At 68.9% G+C, this 15,313-nt stretch carries 19 protein-coding genes and 1 pseudogene; 15 read left to right on the forward strand and 5 right to left on the reverse strand.

Annotated elements, in window-relative coordinates; all coding sequences use genetic code 11:
- Positions 1–91 precede the first annotated feature (91 nt).
- Positions 92–1,174, reverse strand: a pseudogene (locus tag ABZ453_RS33680) (IS701 family transposase); the annotation flags it as partial.
- A gap of 52 nt (positions 1,175–1,226) precedes the next feature.
- Positions 1,227–1,547, reverse strand: coding sequence for a hypothetical protein (locus ABZ453_RS33685; protein ID WP_359020945.1), 321 nt, complete (start codon positions 1,545–1,547; stop codon positions 1,227–1,229).
- 197 nt (positions 1,548–1,744) lie between these two features.
- Between ABZ453_RS33685 and ABZ453_RS33690 the strand changes: the two genes are divergently transcribed.
- Both ABZ453_RS33690 and ABZ453_RS33695 read left to right on the forward strand, forming a co-directional pair.
- Entirely contained in the window at positions 1,745–2,044 is a 300-nt protein-coding gene (locus ABZ453_RS33690) for a hypothetical protein (RefSeq protein WP_359020947.1), read from the forward strand.
- A 743-nt stretch (positions 2,045–2,787) separates the two neighbouring features.
- Positions 2,788–2,985, forward strand: coding sequence for a hypothetical protein (locus ABZ453_RS33695; RefSeq protein ID WP_359020949.1), 198 nt, complete (start codon positions 2,788–2,790; stop codon positions 2,983–2,985).
- A gap of 21 nt (positions 2,986–3,006) precedes the next feature.
- Here the strand turns inward: ABZ453_RS33695 and ABZ453_RS33700 are convergent, their stop codons facing one another.
- A complete protein-coding gene (locus tag ABZ453_RS33700) occupies positions 3,007–3,351 on the reverse strand; it encodes a hypothetical protein (RefSeq protein ID WP_359020952.1) in 345 nt (114 codons plus the stop codon).
- A gap of 291 nt (positions 3,352–3,642) precedes the next feature.
- On the opposite strand from ABZ453_RS33700, the gene ABZ453_RS33705 reads away from it, so the two are divergent.
- From ABZ453_RS33705 to ABZ453_RS33725, 5 genes are all read left to right on the forward strand, one after another.
- A complete protein-coding gene (locus ABZ453_RS33705) occupies positions 3,643–4,014 on the forward strand; it encodes a hypothetical protein (protein ID WP_359020954.1) in 372 nt (123 codons plus the stop codon).
- A gap of 79 nt (positions 4,015–4,093) precedes the next feature.
- Entirely contained in the window at positions 4,094–4,402 is a 309-nt protein-coding gene (locus tag ABZ453_RS33710) for a hypothetical protein (RefSeq protein ID WP_359020956.1), read from the forward strand.
- Between the two features lie 87 nt (positions 4,403–4,489).
- The gene (locus ABZ453_RS33715) at positions 4,490–5,002 is read left to right on the forward strand and encodes a hypothetical protein (RefSeq protein WP_359020958.1); all 513 of its coding nucleotides are present in this window, start codon (positions 4,490–4,492) and stop codon (positions 5,000–5,002) included.
- A gap of 298 nt (positions 5,003–5,300) precedes the next feature.
- Positions 5,301–5,459 (forward strand): hypothetical protein, encoded by a 159-nt coding sequence (locus tag ABZ453_RS33720; protein ID WP_359020960.1) that lies wholly within the window; start codon positions 5,301–5,303, stop codon positions 5,457–5,459.
- Positions 5,460–5,745: 286 nt separating this feature from the next.
- The gene (locus ABZ453_RS33725; RefSeq protein ID WP_359020962.1) at positions 5,746–6,219 is read left to right on the forward strand and encodes a hypothetical protein; all 474 of its coding nucleotides are present in this window, start codon (positions 5,746–5,748) and stop codon (positions 6,217–6,219) included.
- 49 nt (positions 6,220–6,268) lie between these two features.
- On the opposite strand, the gene ABZ453_RS33730 is transcribed toward ABZ453_RS33725, so the two are convergent.
- Positions 6,269–6,493, reverse strand: a complete 225-nt coding sequence (locus tag ABZ453_RS33730; protein WP_359020964.1) for a hypothetical protein — start codon at positions 6,491–6,493, stop codon at positions 6,269–6,271.
- Between the two features lie 435 nt (positions 6,494–6,928).
- Between ABZ453_RS33730 and ABZ453_RS33735 the strand changes: the two genes are divergently transcribed.
- The 7 genes from ABZ453_RS33735 to ABZ453_RS33765 all read left to right on the forward strand — a co-directional run bounded on the left by ABZ453_RS33735 (position 6,929) and on the right by ABZ453_RS33765 (position 13,481).
- Positions 6,929–7,291 (forward strand): hypothetical protein, encoded by a 363-nt coding sequence (locus tag ABZ453_RS33735; protein ID WP_359020966.1) that lies wholly within the window; start codon positions 6,929–6,931, stop codon positions 7,289–7,291.
- Positions 7,288–7,767, forward strand: a complete 480-nt coding sequence (locus ABZ453_RS33740) for an XF1762 family protein (protein WP_359020968.1) — start codon at positions 7,288–7,290, stop codon at positions 7,765–7,767. The genes ABZ453_RS33735 and ABZ453_RS33740 overlap by 4 nt, the downstream gene beginning before the upstream one ends.
- 101 nt (positions 7,768–7,868) lie before the next feature.
- Positions 7,869–8,225, forward strand: coding sequence for an HNH endonuclease signature motif containing protein (locus ABZ453_RS33745; protein ID WP_359020970.1), 357 nt, complete (start codon positions 7,869–7,871; stop codon positions 8,223–8,225).
- Between the two features lie 104 nt (positions 8,226–8,329).
- Positions 8,330–8,785, forward strand: coding sequence for a hypothetical protein (locus ABZ453_RS33750; RefSeq protein ID WP_359020972.1), 456 nt, complete (start codon positions 8,330–8,332; stop codon positions 8,783–8,785).
- A gap of 368 nt (positions 8,786–9,153) precedes the next feature.
- The gene (locus ABZ453_RS33755; protein WP_359020974.1) at positions 9,154–9,774 is read left to right on the forward strand and encodes a hypothetical protein; all 621 of its coding nucleotides are present in this window, start codon (positions 9,154–9,156) and stop codon (positions 9,772–9,774) included.
- Positions 9,775–10,103: 329 nt separating this feature from the next.
- Entirely contained in the window at positions 10,104–10,730 is a 627-nt protein-coding gene (locus tag ABZ453_RS33760; protein WP_359020976.1) for a hypothetical protein, read from the forward strand.
- A 954-nt stretch (positions 10,731–11,684) separates the two neighbouring features.
- The gene (locus ABZ453_RS33765) at positions 11,685–13,481 is read left to right on the forward strand and encodes a hypothetical protein (protein WP_359020978.1); all 1,797 of its coding nucleotides are present in this window, start codon (positions 11,685–11,687) and stop codon (positions 13,479–13,481) included.
- Between the two features lie 136 nt (positions 13,482–13,617).
- Here ABZ453_RS33765 and ABZ453_RS33770 read toward each other — a convergent pair whose 3' ends face one another.
- A complete protein-coding gene (locus ABZ453_RS33770; RefSeq protein ID WP_359021108.1) occupies positions 13,618–14,103 on the reverse strand; it encodes a hypothetical protein in 486 nt (161 codons plus the stop codon).
- 911 nt (positions 14,104–15,014) lie between these two features.
- Here ABZ453_RS33770 and ABZ453_RS33775 point away from each other — a divergent pair.
- The gene (locus ABZ453_RS33775) at positions 15,015–15,239 is read left to right on the forward strand and encodes a hypothetical protein (protein WP_359020979.1); all 225 of its coding nucleotides are present in this window, start codon (positions 15,015–15,017) and stop codon (positions 15,237–15,239) included.
- Positions 15,240–15,313 lie beyond the last annotated feature (74 nt).

A 15,313-nucleotide genomic window follows, 5' to 3' on the forward strand; every position in this document is an offset into this window, starting at 1 on the left:
TACGCTGGACCGACACCGAACCACCCACCGCCGCCCAACACGGAGATCAAACAGCCAGTTCCCCTATATGAGTGCACTGTGGTTGACACATCTCGATCCGCCAGCGGATCTTCGCGAGGCGGACCAGCTTGGCTATCGGGGTGTCGGCGGGCAGGTTGGACAGCCAGTAGTCGGTGGGTGCTTCGGCGCCTGCGGGCCATTCGACCAGCAGTGTGACCTCGGGCAGGACACCGTCCCAGCTGCCCGGGTCGGTGGCGGCGGCCTGGGAGAGGCGTCGGGCTCTGACCCCGGCCGGCCGCACCCGCAGCGCCAGGAAATGTGAGCGCATCGGTCCGCGGGAGCCTTCCCTCCAGGTCACCTCGGTGAAGGCCTGCCGCCCATGGTCGGCCGCGAGTGCGGCCACCGGGGACGGCTTGCCGCGGTAGCGGGGCTGCGGCTTGCGGCCGTTGCCGGACCAGGCGGGGGCCGTGGGCACCGCATCATGCGGGTGGACGGTCACATCCGAGCGGATCGCCACCACGTAACCGATGCCCCGACGTTCCAGTCCGTCGCGGAAGTCAGCGTTCTGCCCGTAGCCGGCGTCGGTCACCACCACCGGCGGGACCAGACCCCATCCGGCCAGTTCATCGATGGCGTCCAGGGCCAGGCGCCATTTCTCCCGGTGCCCGATCTCCTCAGGGATCCCCGTCTTGCGTCGACGGACCGGATCGGCCGCCCACTCCTGGGGCACGAACAGGCGCCACTGCAGCGGACAGGAGGCGGTGTCGGAGACCGCGTGCACGCTCACCGCGACCTGGCAGTTGGCCTGCTTGCCCAGCGCCCCGCAGTACTGCGGGGCGACCGCCACCGACATCTTCCCGTCCTTGGGGAACGACACGTCGTCGACCGCCCAGGCATCCGGGCCGATCTGTGGCACCATCCGCTGCGCGATCCGTCGCCGCACCGGCACCGGATCCCACGTCGACTGGTTCACGAACTGCTGCAGGTTCTGCTCGTTGCCGTCCGGCAGCCGCTCAGCCATCGGCTGGATCGACTTGCGCCGTCCGTCCAGCATCAGCCCCCGCAGATAGCAGTCGCTCTTGGCCCGCTGGTCCTTGCGCGGCACCGAGGCGAACACATCAGCCACGAATAACGCCAACTTCGCCCGAGCACGGTTCACTTCATGTGCGTCCACACCCTCAACATGCCCCCAAACAGGACCCACAGGCAGACGTAACGGAGTCCTACTAGAACCTCACGTTGAAGCGTTCCCTCTGACGGCGGGATGCTTCCTCCTTGCCGTACTCGGCGATCTCCCGCTGCAGCAGGGCCATCTCGTCGCGCATCCACTGCTTTCGCGCGCGTTCGTCGCTCCGCTGGCTCTGCCGTGCGGCGCGGCGGGACGGCACGAGCAGAGTAACGACGCCGCGCTCGAGTGCTCCGATTCCCTTGCCGAGGAGCGCGGGCAGGCTGAACACGAAACAGGCCAGGAGGATGAGCAGGAGCGCGACTGCAGCCCGGATCGGCTCTGTCACGACGTACAACATCCACTGCAGAAGCGTGTCCAAGGGTTCTCCCTCGAGGTCGGGTAGGGCGGGGGGGCTCTCATGAGACTTCTGTGTCGTCTGCGTAGTTGTAGTGCAGGAGCGGCGAGACAGGCCGCGGGCGCCCGTCAGGTGACGTGCCAGTCCCGGCAGGGGCGTGCCCAGGCCGTCTCCGTTCCCAGGACCCGGCGCTGTCAGTGGCCCGATTTGCCCTTCGCACCATGAGCACCACCGCGCCCGCCCCGAAGGACGACAGACCCGCCGAGCAGCCGTTCAACCCGCACACCTTCCCCGCCGACCTGGTGGAGGGACAGCGGGAACTGGCCGAGACGTACGCCGCTCTCCACGCCCTGCAGAAGCGGCTCCCGTGGGGCCCCGTGAGCCGCATCCCGGTTGGCCGGACGAGACCGAGCGGGGCAGAGAGCGCGCTGGACGGCCCGCGTCGCCTGACTGGACGGACGAACAGGCCGCAGAGTACGACCGGCTGTTCGACGACCTCCGGGGGGCCACGGCCGCCGTGAACGCGCATGGATGGTGGGAGAAGTGCGCCCAGGCGGGCATCACCGGTGGCGCTCTCGTCGCTGCCCGGATGGCCTTGAAGCACGCTGGCGGTGCGATGCCTGCTGGGCCCCTCCAGCAGGGGGACGTTGACGTGACGGCCTGACAGCCGGCGGTGACGACCTGGCCCCGGTTCCCTGCGCCCCGTTGGCGTTGGGGAGCTGGGGCTTCGTCTTGTTCGGCTCGTCTTCGGGCTTCGTCGCATCGCAGGCCCAGGCGGCAAGTTCCTTGACCATGTCCAGCACCCTCTGCTGCCGGGACTCTGGGAGGAACACCCAGAGCACCCATGCGGGGGCGGACAGACACACGATCACGAGCAGGGGAAGTATGCGGGCAACGACGAGGAGGGGCTTCAACACGCCAAAAGATGGCAGCGACGGCATCGGGGACCGCTTTCGTATCCGAGGGTCACCCGCGCGAACACTCGTCGTCCAGATCGGAGTACGTAGCGAAGACAAGGCCTACGTACGAGAAAACGAGACGGATTGCTCATGATCAAGTAGACGCGCGGAGGATTTTTTTTGAGACCCTTCGGCTCGAAAACGCGTGACCTGCGCTTTCCCCGTCGCAGAGCTGGCCGTCGTGTCCTGGTCGTACCGCCGCGCTGCAGCAATCAAACCACTGTCCCGTTCAGCCTGAGCTCAGCGAAGGGGCGAAGGGCTCGCCCACAGGGGGCGTGCCCGCCCCGCTCGAGAGGCGCCAGACCATGACTCGCCCCGTCCGCACCTACCTCGTCGTTAACGCCGCGCACGACTCCGGCTGCCTCATCATCTTCCCCAACTCCGTCCCGGCCGGTTCCGTCGTCCCGCTCGAGGTCGACGGCCGCCCCGTCCGCGTGCTCCTCACCGACGCCCCGCTCGTCGGCGACGTCCTGGCCGCGGAGCTGCAGGACTGCTACCTGTAGCCGAACGCCTGCGCGGTCCCGTCAGCGTCCGGCGGGGCCGCGCTGGGGCATGTTCCCCTGCCGCCGCTCGTCGGCCGCCCTGGACGGCTCAGAGCCGCTGCCGTACCCCTTCCGCAACCCGGGCTGTGGCCACTGGTACGTGCGGATCGTAACCATGGTGTCCCCGCGTAGGTCCACCTCGACCTGGTAGCGCACGGTGCCGTCCGCCCAGTTCTGCCGCGCCATCACCCGCGCGTACCGCCACGCCCCGGCCGACCACACCTTGAGCGCCGGACGGTCGTTGTTCGGCCACGTCCACACCTCGGGCTTGGGCCCGTCCTCCGAGCGCCACGGGCGGGCCTGCTCCGGCTCCGGGATCGTGCTCATGCCTCGACTGTAGGCGCCGCCCCTCGAGTAGGAACGGCAGGCCAGGGCGCCGACGGCATGAAAACGCACGGCCTCTGCAGGGGAATCGAACCCCTCGTGGCACCGGAGGCAGTTGATCGTGGCGGCCTCTCGGCCCGCCCCGCCTCGCTCCAGTTGATGCGCAGCGCCGTGCGTGATCACACCCTGGCCGGCCCGGACCCGTCCGGGCAAGCCGATTCCGCAGCGCGCGACGCAAGACGTTCCCGGCCTCCACGATCCGCTGCCTCATCACCTCGAGTGGAAGGCCCCGCCGTGAACCCCAAGTTCCCGCAGACCGACGACCGCCGATCCCGCCTGATCATCGCCCTCGCGGCCGGGTTCCTCGTGTTCGGCCTGGTGGTGCTGTTCGCGCTCCTGGTCCACTTCGCCGACGCCGACGCCGACAGCACCTCCCGCCGCTGCCCACCGGCCACCGTGGGCATGGTGGACCCGGTGACGTGCCTGCCGTACGTCGGCACCCCCGGCCATGGGGCCAGTACCAACAACTCTGGGAGTAGCGCCCGGAAGTCTGCCCAGCAGCCACGGCAGAAGGCGCCCGCCGCCAAGGTTCCGTCCGTGCCGAAGGCTCCCGCGGCGCCGAAGGCTCCGGCCGCGCCGCCGCGCGCCTCCTTCGGCAAGAGGTGACGGCCCTCGAGCAGCACGCGACACAAGGAACCCGCGTCGGAGACCTTCCGCGCGCCAACTCCCGTACGGAAGGACTCCCATGCGTTTCTCCGCGTCCACCAGGCGCACCCTGGCGACGGTCGCCGCGTTCCTGATGCTCCTGGCCGGCCTGCTGCTCGCTGCGTCCAAGCTCGGCGACGACTCCTCCGGCGCCCCGGACCCGACGCCGTCCAGTTCCCCGACGGCTCCGGCGACGACCGCGCCCCCGTCGCCCAGTACCCCGCCCGCCAGCGAACCGCCGAGGCCGGCTCCGTCGCCGACCGCACCCATGCCGTCGGACCCGACCAACGGGTCGTGCAACGTCTTCGACCCCGAGTGCCCCGGCACCTCCGGCGGCATCGAAGCCTGACCCATCCCGCTCACTGCGCCCCGGACGGCATTTCGCCGCCCGGGGCGCAGCCGTTACCGTGACCAGGCTGCGAGACGGGAGAGGGTCATGGTTCGCCGCCCGACGATGGACGAGGTCCGGCCGGTCGCCGACCTCTTCCTTGCTGCCTCCGCCGACCAGGTGCCCGGAGAGAAGGCCGTGAAGGCTGCGCGACTTCTCGGGGGCGGCACCCGGGAGGGGCAGGCACACGTGAACCTGCTGCTCGCCCGCATCTTCGCGGAGATCCTCGAGGCGGAGTGCCCGGCCGAGTGGCGCACGCCCTGGGGCGTACCCGACGTGGTCAAGCTCAACGGCATCGACGAGGAACACGATCTCGTCGCCCGCTACTCGACGGAGAAGGCGGTCCAGGGGAACCCCGTCACAACCACGCGCGCCACGGTGCGGGTAGCCGCTGCGCGGGATGCGGCGGTCCTGGCGGAGGAGTTCCTCAAGGTCTTCAAGATGGAGAAGGAGCGGCTCGTGGACTTTGCGCGCGTCGCCGAGCGGGCAACGGGACTCATGATCGACCACGTGTGGGGCGCGCTCTGGATGGCCTGCGCAAAGGTTCGCGAACTCACCTGATGTCCCCGCTGGTTAATCGCTTGTTGGCATGGCCTGGTGCTGTGGCACGGTTGCTGACGGGCTTGTGAAGGGCACAGAGCCAGCACGTTCAGGAGGAAGTGCACGTCAGCGTGGCCGGACGGTTACTTTCGGGCACGGTGCCGGGCGTCTCCGCCTCAGCATGTATACGGCAATCCCCACATCTAGTGCTTCGATAGCTCTTGGCAGCCCAGACCCGTCCTGCGCCCTCTCGGACACCGCGGTCCCGAGAAACCGGGACGGGACGCCTGACCCCGCTGTCAGGCAGTTGGGAAGTGCCATGCAGGAGAAGAACCAGAAGAAGGGGCAGCGTCCGTGGTGGCGCCGGGTCCGTAGGACCTGCGTCATCACAGGGGCCTTCATGACGGCGACCTACTGGACGCTGCGCGCCATACAGGAAGGGGTGGAGCTGCACCGGGCCGTCAGCCCCTGGCACTGATGCCAGGGCGCTGACGACCACAGAGATAGGCGAGGGGTCCCCGAGAAGGTTCCGAGGCCAGAACGGGGGCCCTGAGCCCTACAGCTGATTTCAGTTAATGACAGCCGTTCACACACCATGACACGCCCCCCGCCGCTCCGGCTACAGGGTTCGAATCGCGACCCCGACCGGGTGACCGCCAGTAGCGGACGCAAGCCTTCCGTCATCGGCAGGGTGCGCCCCTTGCCCCGCGCCGTGTCCCCGGCCGCCACCAGGCGGCCCCACGACGCGGGCGGAAGGGAGCAGCGTGCAACCGCACGTCATGAAGGCCATGCACGACTGGCGAATGTCGTGGGACGACCAGCAGTCCGCCGCGCAGGAAGCGTTCACCACGGCGTTCCCCGCCCTGACCCCCGCCGAGAAATGCCAGTGCTACGGCCCCACCCTGCGCTGGAAGAAGCCCGGCGAGGGCGAGGGGAAGGTGTGCCTCGACGACCACGGGCGCGCCACGATCGAGTTCGAGCACGTCCCCAAGGCCGCGGTCGGCCAGGCCATGAAGGAGACGTGGGGCGCCGACTGGTTCGACGAGGGCCCCGGCGGGTTCGCCGAGGCCGAGCCTGGGCCGTACCACTACGAGGACGAGCAGACGTACGCGGAGTACGAGTTCGACGTCCACGACGACGGCACGGTCACCTTCGGGATCTCCTACGTGAAGATCGACGACATGGTGACGATCCTCGACGAGCTCGAGCAGGCGCTCGCCGAGCACCGCACGGCCTGACCGGCAGGAGGAGAGGTGACGTGGTGCCCCGGATCCGTATCGCGTCCCCTCACCTGCTCGGCAGAATTGCGTGCATGGACTCCACCACCGCGTTCGTCGCCGCGTTCGCCGTCACCGCCGCGGGCGCGATCGTGGCCCGCTTCGTCGTTCGCGCCGGCGTGGCCGCGGGCCGGGAGCAGACCAGCCCGGACGGGTCGGCCCGGCTCCAGACCCACCAGCGCCGCGCGGAGACGTACGACAAGTTCGCCGAGCCCGCCGACCAGATCGCCACCATCGTCGAGACGTGGCCCGCGCTGCCCCCGGAGGCCCGACGCGAGCAGCAGAAGGCGGCGTGGGAGCACCTGCAGGACCTCAAGCGGCGTCACGCCCGGGTCCTCCTCGACGGCGACTCCACCGTCCAGGCCGCCGCGCTGCAGCTCGTCGAGGAGTGCGAGTGGCTCGTCCGCCGCCTGGACCTCTACGCCCCGCCCGGCCCCCCGTCACGTCCCAGCGGGAGCTCACGATGCCGTTCCTCCGGGCATGCCGGGACTACCTCGAGGCCGAGTCCGAACGGCACTTCGGCCTGCGCCCCCCGGCCGGGCGCAGCCTGTTCGCCCGTCTCTCGACGAGGTGACGTGACGCGCCCAGAGCAACGGATTCACGTCACGTCACCTCAAGGCGCAGGGGTAGCGCGCGACGCTAACCGCGCCCGTTCGTACGGTCCGCGGCCATGTCTCCGACCGTCGCACCGCCCCGCACCCGGATCGCCGGCCTCGCGGCCCGCGCCCGGAACATCGTCGACTCCGGCCTGTGCACGCGCACCTCGGCCGTCCCCGACTGGCTCGCCCGCCTGGACCAGCTCGAGCACCTGACCGCGGCCCCCGCCGCCGACCGGCGCGCCACCTTCGCGATCCTCGACGACTCCACCGTCGTCGACCTCCTGGTCCTGTCGTACCTGCGTCACGGCACCCCGTACGCCCTGTGGGCCGACACCCTTCCCGGGTTCGCCGAGGACGTCCTGGGCGCGACCACGTGCGCGCAGCTGCACAGGCTCCTGGACCGGCCATCGATCGGCGCGGGACCGACGCCATGAGCGAGGAGGGAACGCGGCTGCACTTGGTGCCGGTCCGGCAGAAGGACGCCAAGGAGTTCGTTGCCGCGTGGCACCGGCACCACAAGCCGCCCGCCGGGGCGGTGTTCGCCGTTGGTGCCGCCGACCAGGACGGCATTCTGCGCGCCGTGGCCATGGCCGGGCGGCCCGTCGCCCGGCACTTCGACGACGGCCAGACGCTCGAGGTCACCCGGACCGCGACGGACGGCGTGCGCAACGCCAACAGCTTGCTGTACGGAGCAGCGTGGCGAGCGGCGAAGGCGCTCGGGTACAACCGCCTGATCACGTACACGCAGGCAGGCGAGACCGGGGCCAGTCTGCGCGCCGTCGGCTGGACGGTGGTTGCGCAACGCCGCCCAAGGCCCGGCTGGAACTGTGCGAGCCGACCCCGCTCCACGCAGGGCACGGAGAACGTGGCGCGCACCCTGTGGGAGGCGCAGCCGGTCGACGCGACGTAAGCCGCGGCCGCTGTCCACTCTCCCCGCCTCGCCCCAGGGTGCGCCCACCAGGGCCGTGAACAACCGGTCCGGCGCCCGGGGCAGGCGAGGAGACCAGTGCTGTGAAGGCACGACGGCGAACCGGTCCCACCGACGTGGTGAAGGCGATCGTCTACGACCGGGATGGCGGCGCCTGCGTGCGCTGCGGCGGACGGCAGGACCTGACCATTCACCACCGGGTGAACAGGGGTATGGGCGGCGCCCGCGAGGAGTGGATCAACCAGGCCCACAACCTGCTGCTTGTCTGCACGACGTGCAACGGCTGGTTCGAGGACAACCCGCGCGAGTCGTACGAGGCCGGGTGGAAGGTGCGCCGGCCGGAGCTGCCCGGCGAGGTCCTGGTGCGCTACCCCGACGGCCGCGAGTACCGGCTCACCCCCGACGGTGTGCGCTCCACGACCGTGGCGGCCGCCCGATGAAGCGCCGCCAGTGCCCGGCTGAGTCGGAGGCTGTACGGCGTCGCTGCCAGCGTCTTGTCGACCACGAGGGCCCTCACCAGGCGTCGCTGCGGAAGCGGTCGCCCATGCACTACTCGTGGGAGGACGGAGCCACGATTGCCGAGCACCGGCTGCTGTCCGGCACCGTCTTCTACCGCTCGCCCTTCTGGAGCGCCCCGACGGCGTACCGCGCCGGGGAAATGACCGTGTCCGTGACGGTGGCGCTGGGGCTGTGGTGCTGCTGGTCCCTGACCACGTCCGTCGTATTCCTCATCGGGGATCTACTGCTGTCCGTGCGGCGGCCGCACTTCTTCGACCTCGGCCGGTTCACCGCGGGCATCTGGCCCGTGTCGCCGACAGCGCGCGCCCCGATCATCGGTCTCGGCTGGATGCTGCACGGAGACGACCGCACCGCGCCGAAGGCCGGCCTCGAGCTGGTCATCGGCCGCGTGGCCGTGGCGGCGTACACGCTGATGCCGCGGAAGGAGTGGGCCGAGTACAAACGCAACCGGGCCAAGGGGCTCGCGGGGATGGTGGACTGACGGATGAAGGCCACCGTGAAGGCACGCGTGCGCGCCCCTCGAGTCCTGCGCCTGGGTTCGTTCCGGCTGTGGGTCGCACGGATCCCGCATGGCCCGAACCTCGGTGTCGGCCGGATCGCGACGACGGACACCCCCTGCAACCCAGCTCCCGGGCAACGGTACGTACGCGATACGCACGGCCGTGTCGTGGTCGTCGCCGGCGTTGCGTTCGCGGGGCTTCGTTGCAGGTCAGTGCCGGTACCGTCGCAGCATCCCTGACGCCACTATTTACCTCGGTGTACTATTCTCGCCGTTGTGGAGGCAGGGGTTGCCCCAGTCACCGCGCGCCGGCGCAAGACCGCGCCTCAGTCGGACGGAGAATAGCCACCATGCCCAAGGCTGGGATCACGTACGGCCCACGCATCAAGGCCCCGAACTACGGCCAGATCGCCGCGGACGCCAAGGCGGAGGTCCTCAAGGCCCTCGGCCTCGAGCGGCCCGAGGACCTGGTCGCGAAGATGCGCCCGGACAACCTGGTCGTGAAGGCCTGGGAGGTCGTCCATCAGGCCGACGCGGACCTTGGCGCATACCTGGACGATCGTGACGAGGCACTGGCACAGCTCTGGTTCTACGAGCAGCGCATCGGCTTGTCCAAGACCGCAGGCCTGTCGAACATGGGTTACCGCCAGGCTCTCGCCACGGTGATGTTCAAGGACAAGAAGCACTCTCTGCCGGTCGCTGCGTCGAACGAGGAGCTCGTCCAGGCCGCCGAGGCTGCGGGCGTCCGGAGGGTGGACGACGCCGAGGAGAAGCTCCTCAAGTCGGCCCCGATCGTGTACGCCGCGCGGGCCCGCCGGGAGGTCGCAGTGCGCTACATGCAGGAGGCGGTGCTCGCCCTGTCGCAGTCGCCCTATGGCTGGACGCCTGAGCAGATCGCCGAGCACGCCGGCGTCCACCGGGATCTGATCTACAAACAGCGACGAACGGCCCGCCAGCGCCACGGCCTGTAAGCCGTCACCCACTCACACCGACCGGCCCCAGCACCATCGGGGCCGGTCTTCTTGTTGCCCCGCCGCTGGTCAGACCGGAGACGGGTTTTCGGTCCCCGGTCACCGGAGACGGGTTTCCGGTCGCCGGTCTACGGGTCGCCGGAGTTCCGGCTTCCGGAGAACTGGGCCCCTTTAGTAACAAGATCAAGTACCACCATTAAGTAGGTTCCGATGCCTTCGCTTCGCTCAGGCATCGGCGCGTACCGGTGATCGCTAGGCCTCTAGCGGGAGAAGACGCAGCAGCAGGGGAGGGGTGTCACAGAATCCGGCTGCCTGGCGTTCCCCCCGGCATGACGACGCGAACCACGCCACCGCGCACGACGCTTCCGCCGAACCTGACCCGCCACTTCTACGAGACCCGCCGCCGCTTCCTGGAGAGCGCAGGGCAGGAATCGACCCCCTGGTTCCGGCTGACTGCGAGCGAGCGCACCGTGGTCGAGTCGGAGATGGAGCTGTTCCGGCAGGCCATACGCGCGGCTGAGGAGGAGCAGGACCTCCTCGCCAAGTTCAACGCCCCGGCCGCCGAGACCGCGGCGGCCGCCGGCGACGCCGCCACGGAGAGCTGCGCCTGCCCCGGTTGCTCCGCCGTTGCCGCTCTCCTCGAGCTCCTGGCACGGATGCGCAAGGGCTTCGAGGCCGCCGTACCGCAGGACACCAAGGTCACGATGGGCCCGTTCACTGTCAGGGTCGTCCCCCTCGACATCCGGCCTGCGCCGCCGAGCGACGAGGAGCGGGCCCGCCTGCAGAAAGCCGCCGAGGACGCCATCGCCCAGTGGGTGGCCGCGGGCAAGCCGCTCAAGATCGCCGACGACGACCTGTTCGGGTCCTCATGGTTCGACCGCGTGCGCCTGGACTACTGGAACCGCTGGAAGCTGGCCACTCCGCCGCAGGTGTTCGTCCGCGACCTCGGGGTGTAACAAGATCCGGCCCTCTGTCGTACTACAGGTGCGGCTGGCTCACTGCCCCCGAGATCCCCCCGGGGAAAGCACCCCAAGCCAGCACACCCCCGAGAGCCGGAGTGACGGTCCTGCTCCACCTCCCCGGTGCAGGACCTCACCCCGGCAAAGACTTCCGGCACGGGCGTCACCCCTGACAGGCAGGCGGCGACCGTTCGTTCATGTCCGTGCCGGACCCCGCGGCCTGGCCGACGGTCTGGGCATGGACCGTTCGGCCAGGCCGCGCACGCAAAGGGCGCCCAGTTCGAGTCTCGCGACCCGACTGAGCGCCCCAGCCCCCGAAGAGGTATACATTCGGGGCATGGCCTCTCAGGTCGGCGACGACCGTCGAGGTCCGACAGGCGATCCTCACTGCGTAGATCCTGGTTGCTTACCAGGGCTCAGGGCTCTACGCGGTGAGGTGCGCCATGAACGGGCTCGTCAGAAAGATCACGGCGTATGCCAGCAAGTGGCCGCCAGCGACGATCATCAGATCTCGTCCGATGTTCCGCATGGGCTCCACCTCCTCTCGCGGTGAGAGAGATTCGCCGCCCACCCCGGTCTCTTGACCTCGGCGTGTGTTCGATGAAAGCACGCCCACTCTGTGATCTGCGACACGGGGTCCTGTTGATGCTTTGTGATCTCCACCACCTGATGAAGGATCATGTAGGTGTAGCGCGCAAATTACCTTCAGATCAAAGGCGAGCCCTTGGGGGTGTCGCGGCTCACCAGGAGGATCCGCGAAGGGCCATTCGGACCCCCTCCAGTTGAGAGTATTTGTTTCGTAAGCGGCTTTTGCCTCGTTTTTACGTGGTGCCGCCGAGGGCATCCGAAGAAGGGCCGTCATCCCTGAAACGCCCTTCCTCAGAGGCGTACTTGTTCCGCAGAACCCCTTGAACGCGACGTAAAACGGTCGTAGACCGCACCGTCCGGGCCATGTCCCGCACGCAGCCCCCCACCTCGCGCCTCCGCGTGGCGCCCTCGCGCCAGGAGCTGCAGCGCGCCCGCAAGCCTGGCGTCGTCTCCCGCGACGCCTCCAGCGTCGCCGACGTCCTGCTCCGCGCCCCCGTTGCCGCCCGCCGTCACGCCTTCAAGCACGACATCAGCGCCCGCGAGCGGCCGTACGTCATGCGGGAAGTCGAGCGGGCCACCGGCTCCATATACGGCCTGTGGCGGGACACTCCCTCTGGCTTCGTCGAGGACATCCTCGGCGAGTCCATATGGAGCCTGCAGCGCGACGTCCTCGACGCGCTCGTCGACCACAAGCGCGTAGCCGTCCCGGCCGGCTTCGGCGTTGGCAAGACCCACCTCGCCGCGCGTGCCGCGGTCTGGTTCGTCAACGTCTACCCGGTCGGCACCGCGCTGTGCATCACCACCGCGACCCGCTTCCGCCAGGTCCAGCGGCAGCTCTGGCCCCACATCCGCAAGGTCGTCCCCCGCGCGGGCCTGCCCGGCTACTGCGACACCGTCCAGTACAAGATGCCCACCCCGCAGGGGCACGACTTCGTCGCCGCGTACGGCTTCTCGGCCCCCGCGAACGACGAGGCGGCCATGCAGGGCATCCACATGGCCCACATCCTGCTGATCGTCGACGAGGCCGGCGGTATCGCCCCGATGATCGGCCACGGCACGAACAACCTTCTGACCGGCGGCCACGCTGCGATGTTGGCGATCGGCAACCCGGCCATGGACGACCCGGCGTCCTGGTTCGAGGAGCTGTGCCAGGAGGGCGACGACCCGGAGGAGCCGACCACCGTCACCCTGCCCATCTCCTCCCTGGACTCCCCGGCGATCACGGGGGAGCGGGTGCCGTACTGCACCGACTGCCCCGACTCCACGCACGACCGGCACACCCTCGCCCGGCACATGCCGGACCAGGACTGGGTGGACCGCACCATCCGCTCGTACGGCGAGGATCACCCGTACGTGATCGCGAAGGTCTACGCGAAGTTCCCGAAGGGAGGCGGAGGCCTCGTCATCCCGCCCACCTGGATCGAGGACGCCCTGGACGCGCCGGACCCCACCGGGCCCGGCTGGTACCGCCTGTGCGACCTCGGCCTCGAGGGCGAGACGGCCACGCACACCGTGAAGGAAGGCGCCTGGGTCCGCCTGGGCGTCGACGTCGCCGCCGACGGTGGCGACGAGTTCACCATCGCCCGCAGCGTGGGCGACGTCATCGACAACCGGCACGCCTCCGCCGGATCCGCCAACGACAACCAGGTGAAGGTGGCCAAGAAGGTCCTCGAGGAGATCCACGCCGCGCAGCGCCTGGCCGACGCCCTGAAATCCCCGCACCCCGTCCGCGTCAAGGTCGACAAGAACGGCATCGGCCACGGCGTCACCAGCATGCTCGAGACCTGGGGCGAGAACGGGCAGCACAAGGCGCAGATCGTCGGCGTCATGGTGTCCGAGAACCCGACCCAGGACGACCCGGGCGCCGTCATGCGGCCCTGGCGCAAACGTGACGAGATGTGGCTCGCCACCAGAAGCCTCCTGCAGCCCGACCCGTCCACCGGCCGCGGCCGCCTCCGCTTCCGCATCGACAAGAAGTCCGCGGCGCAGCTCTCCACGCCGAAGCTGCTGTCGAATGCCGGTGGCTACTCCGTCGTTGAGTCGAAGAAGCAGATGAAGGGGCGCGGCATGAAGTCCCCCGACCGGGCCGAGGCGATCCTCCTGGCCCCGTACGAGCCGGAGCCGATCAACCCGCCGCGGCGTCGCGGACTGCTCAACTAGGCGGGCCACGTCCATGTGCACTGAACGTCTCACCTGTCCGCTGAGCGCATCAGTTAGCCGCTCGAAACTGCTGTTCAACACCTACGTACACATGGGCATTGCGCGGCCAAAACGTTTAGCAGCACCGGAGACAACGTCAGGGCCATTCCGACAGGCCAGAGTGACGCGTGGCCTCAAAGGTGGTAAACACGCTGGCGGATCCGAGGAGTTCGGCGAGCTCGGTCAGAGGATCATCCTCGTAGGAGAGCGCAAGAATTTCTTCTTGGGAGACCCCCAGGTCTTCCAGAATCACGTGATCGCCTATCGGGCCGCGCAGTGCGTCGGCACCTTCGTCGGCAAACTCCGCAGCCAGCACTTCATCCGAAAGTAGGATCCAGCCGAACGAGCTGTGGGCAGCGGCCTCGGCGTTCGAGACGTAGATGCGAGGGTCATCCTCGCCGTCTACGCGGACGACGCCGAACCACGCGTCCTCCTGCTCGATGAGCACGAGCACAGTGTCGTCGTCGGCGGACGCTTCCCGGGCCAGGTCGGCCAGGTCGGCCAGGGTCTCGACATCTTCGAGCTCCGTGTCGCTTACTTCCCACCCGTCTTCGGTACGGGCGAGCAGTGCAGCGAAGTACATCCCGCCAGCGCGCGGAGCGTTCGTGGCCCGAGTAGAGGGAACAATGTCGACCAGGCTCTCACTCTCGGATGCTTGGACGGATGTCCGCATTGATGCGGGCATGCTGGCGTCGAAGTTGCCGGTCGGTGTATCCGAAGGCGGCTGGCTTTGGGGGGCTGACGTGCTGGCCAGCGATGCTGGAGGCGGGGTTCTGTTTGGGAAGAGGCCGCTCAGGAGCCGAACCAGGCCGTTGCGCGGTTCGGAGGGCAGGCGCTGGAAGCTGGAGGCGCGGCGCGAAAGCACAGCGATGATCTGCCCGGCCAGGCTGTCGGGGCGCATGACTCATCCTCCTCCGTGCTCCTGGTGTGATGGCGCGGCTTCGGATGGCTCAGCTTCTAGAGGATCTGGGTGCAGCATGCCCGTCTGTGCCGGCGGCTCGCCCCGTGGCGTGCCGTTGACTCTGGTCGACGTTGTTGCCCCAACCGCTGGCACCTCTGAAGCCTGCGGTGCCGTTTGGGGAGTTGACTCCAACAGGGTGCGGGCGGTGAGCGGGATTAGAATGATGAGTTTCTCTAGAACCATGGGAGCGGCTGCCCCCAGGCCCAGTGCCCACCAAGGGGACATCGGCGTGGCGCTAGTGCGAGCAGCCGCACAAGCAAGCCCGGCACCGATGGAGATACGCAGAAAGATGGCAATGGCATGCGCTAGGGCGCCAGGGTCTGTGGCTTTCTCTCGCGCCCAGGGCACCCGACGGTGCCGTCGCACGGCGGTGATGTAGTCCAGGGCTTCGATTGCGAAGCCGCCGAACGCCCCCCACATGGTTGGTTCCTGCCATGCCATGTCCTGACGGTAGCGGTAGCACCCTGCGCGGAGAATAAGAATGCCTGAACTGGAACTCCTGGCGCTGGGGAGGACGCTGGTACGGTCCTCGCATGGACGTCGCCCAGACCCAAGTCCTCACTGTGCCTCTGACGACCGGCGAGCAGGACCAGGTGCGGATCGCCGCCGAGGCCACGGGCAAGACCGTCGACGACTTCCTTCGGGAAGCGGTACTCACCGCGGCGTACGACCCTTTCCTCGCCGCCCTCGAGCGGGCCGCGGACACCATCGCTGCCCGCGCCTCCGAGGACCTGATTCAGCACGACTACGCCGGCTGAACCGCAAGCCCGAGTGAGCGGGTGCGCTGAAGCCGAGACGCGACGCCCGGCCAGGCCTTTCGCGGGCACGAAAA

It is taken from the genome of Streptomyces sp. NPDC005799 (assembly GCF_040630525.1).
In the GTDB taxonomy this organism is placed as follows: Bacteria; Actinomycetota; Actinomycetes; order Streptomycetales; family Streptomycetaceae; genus Streptomyces; species Streptomyces griseorubiginosus_B.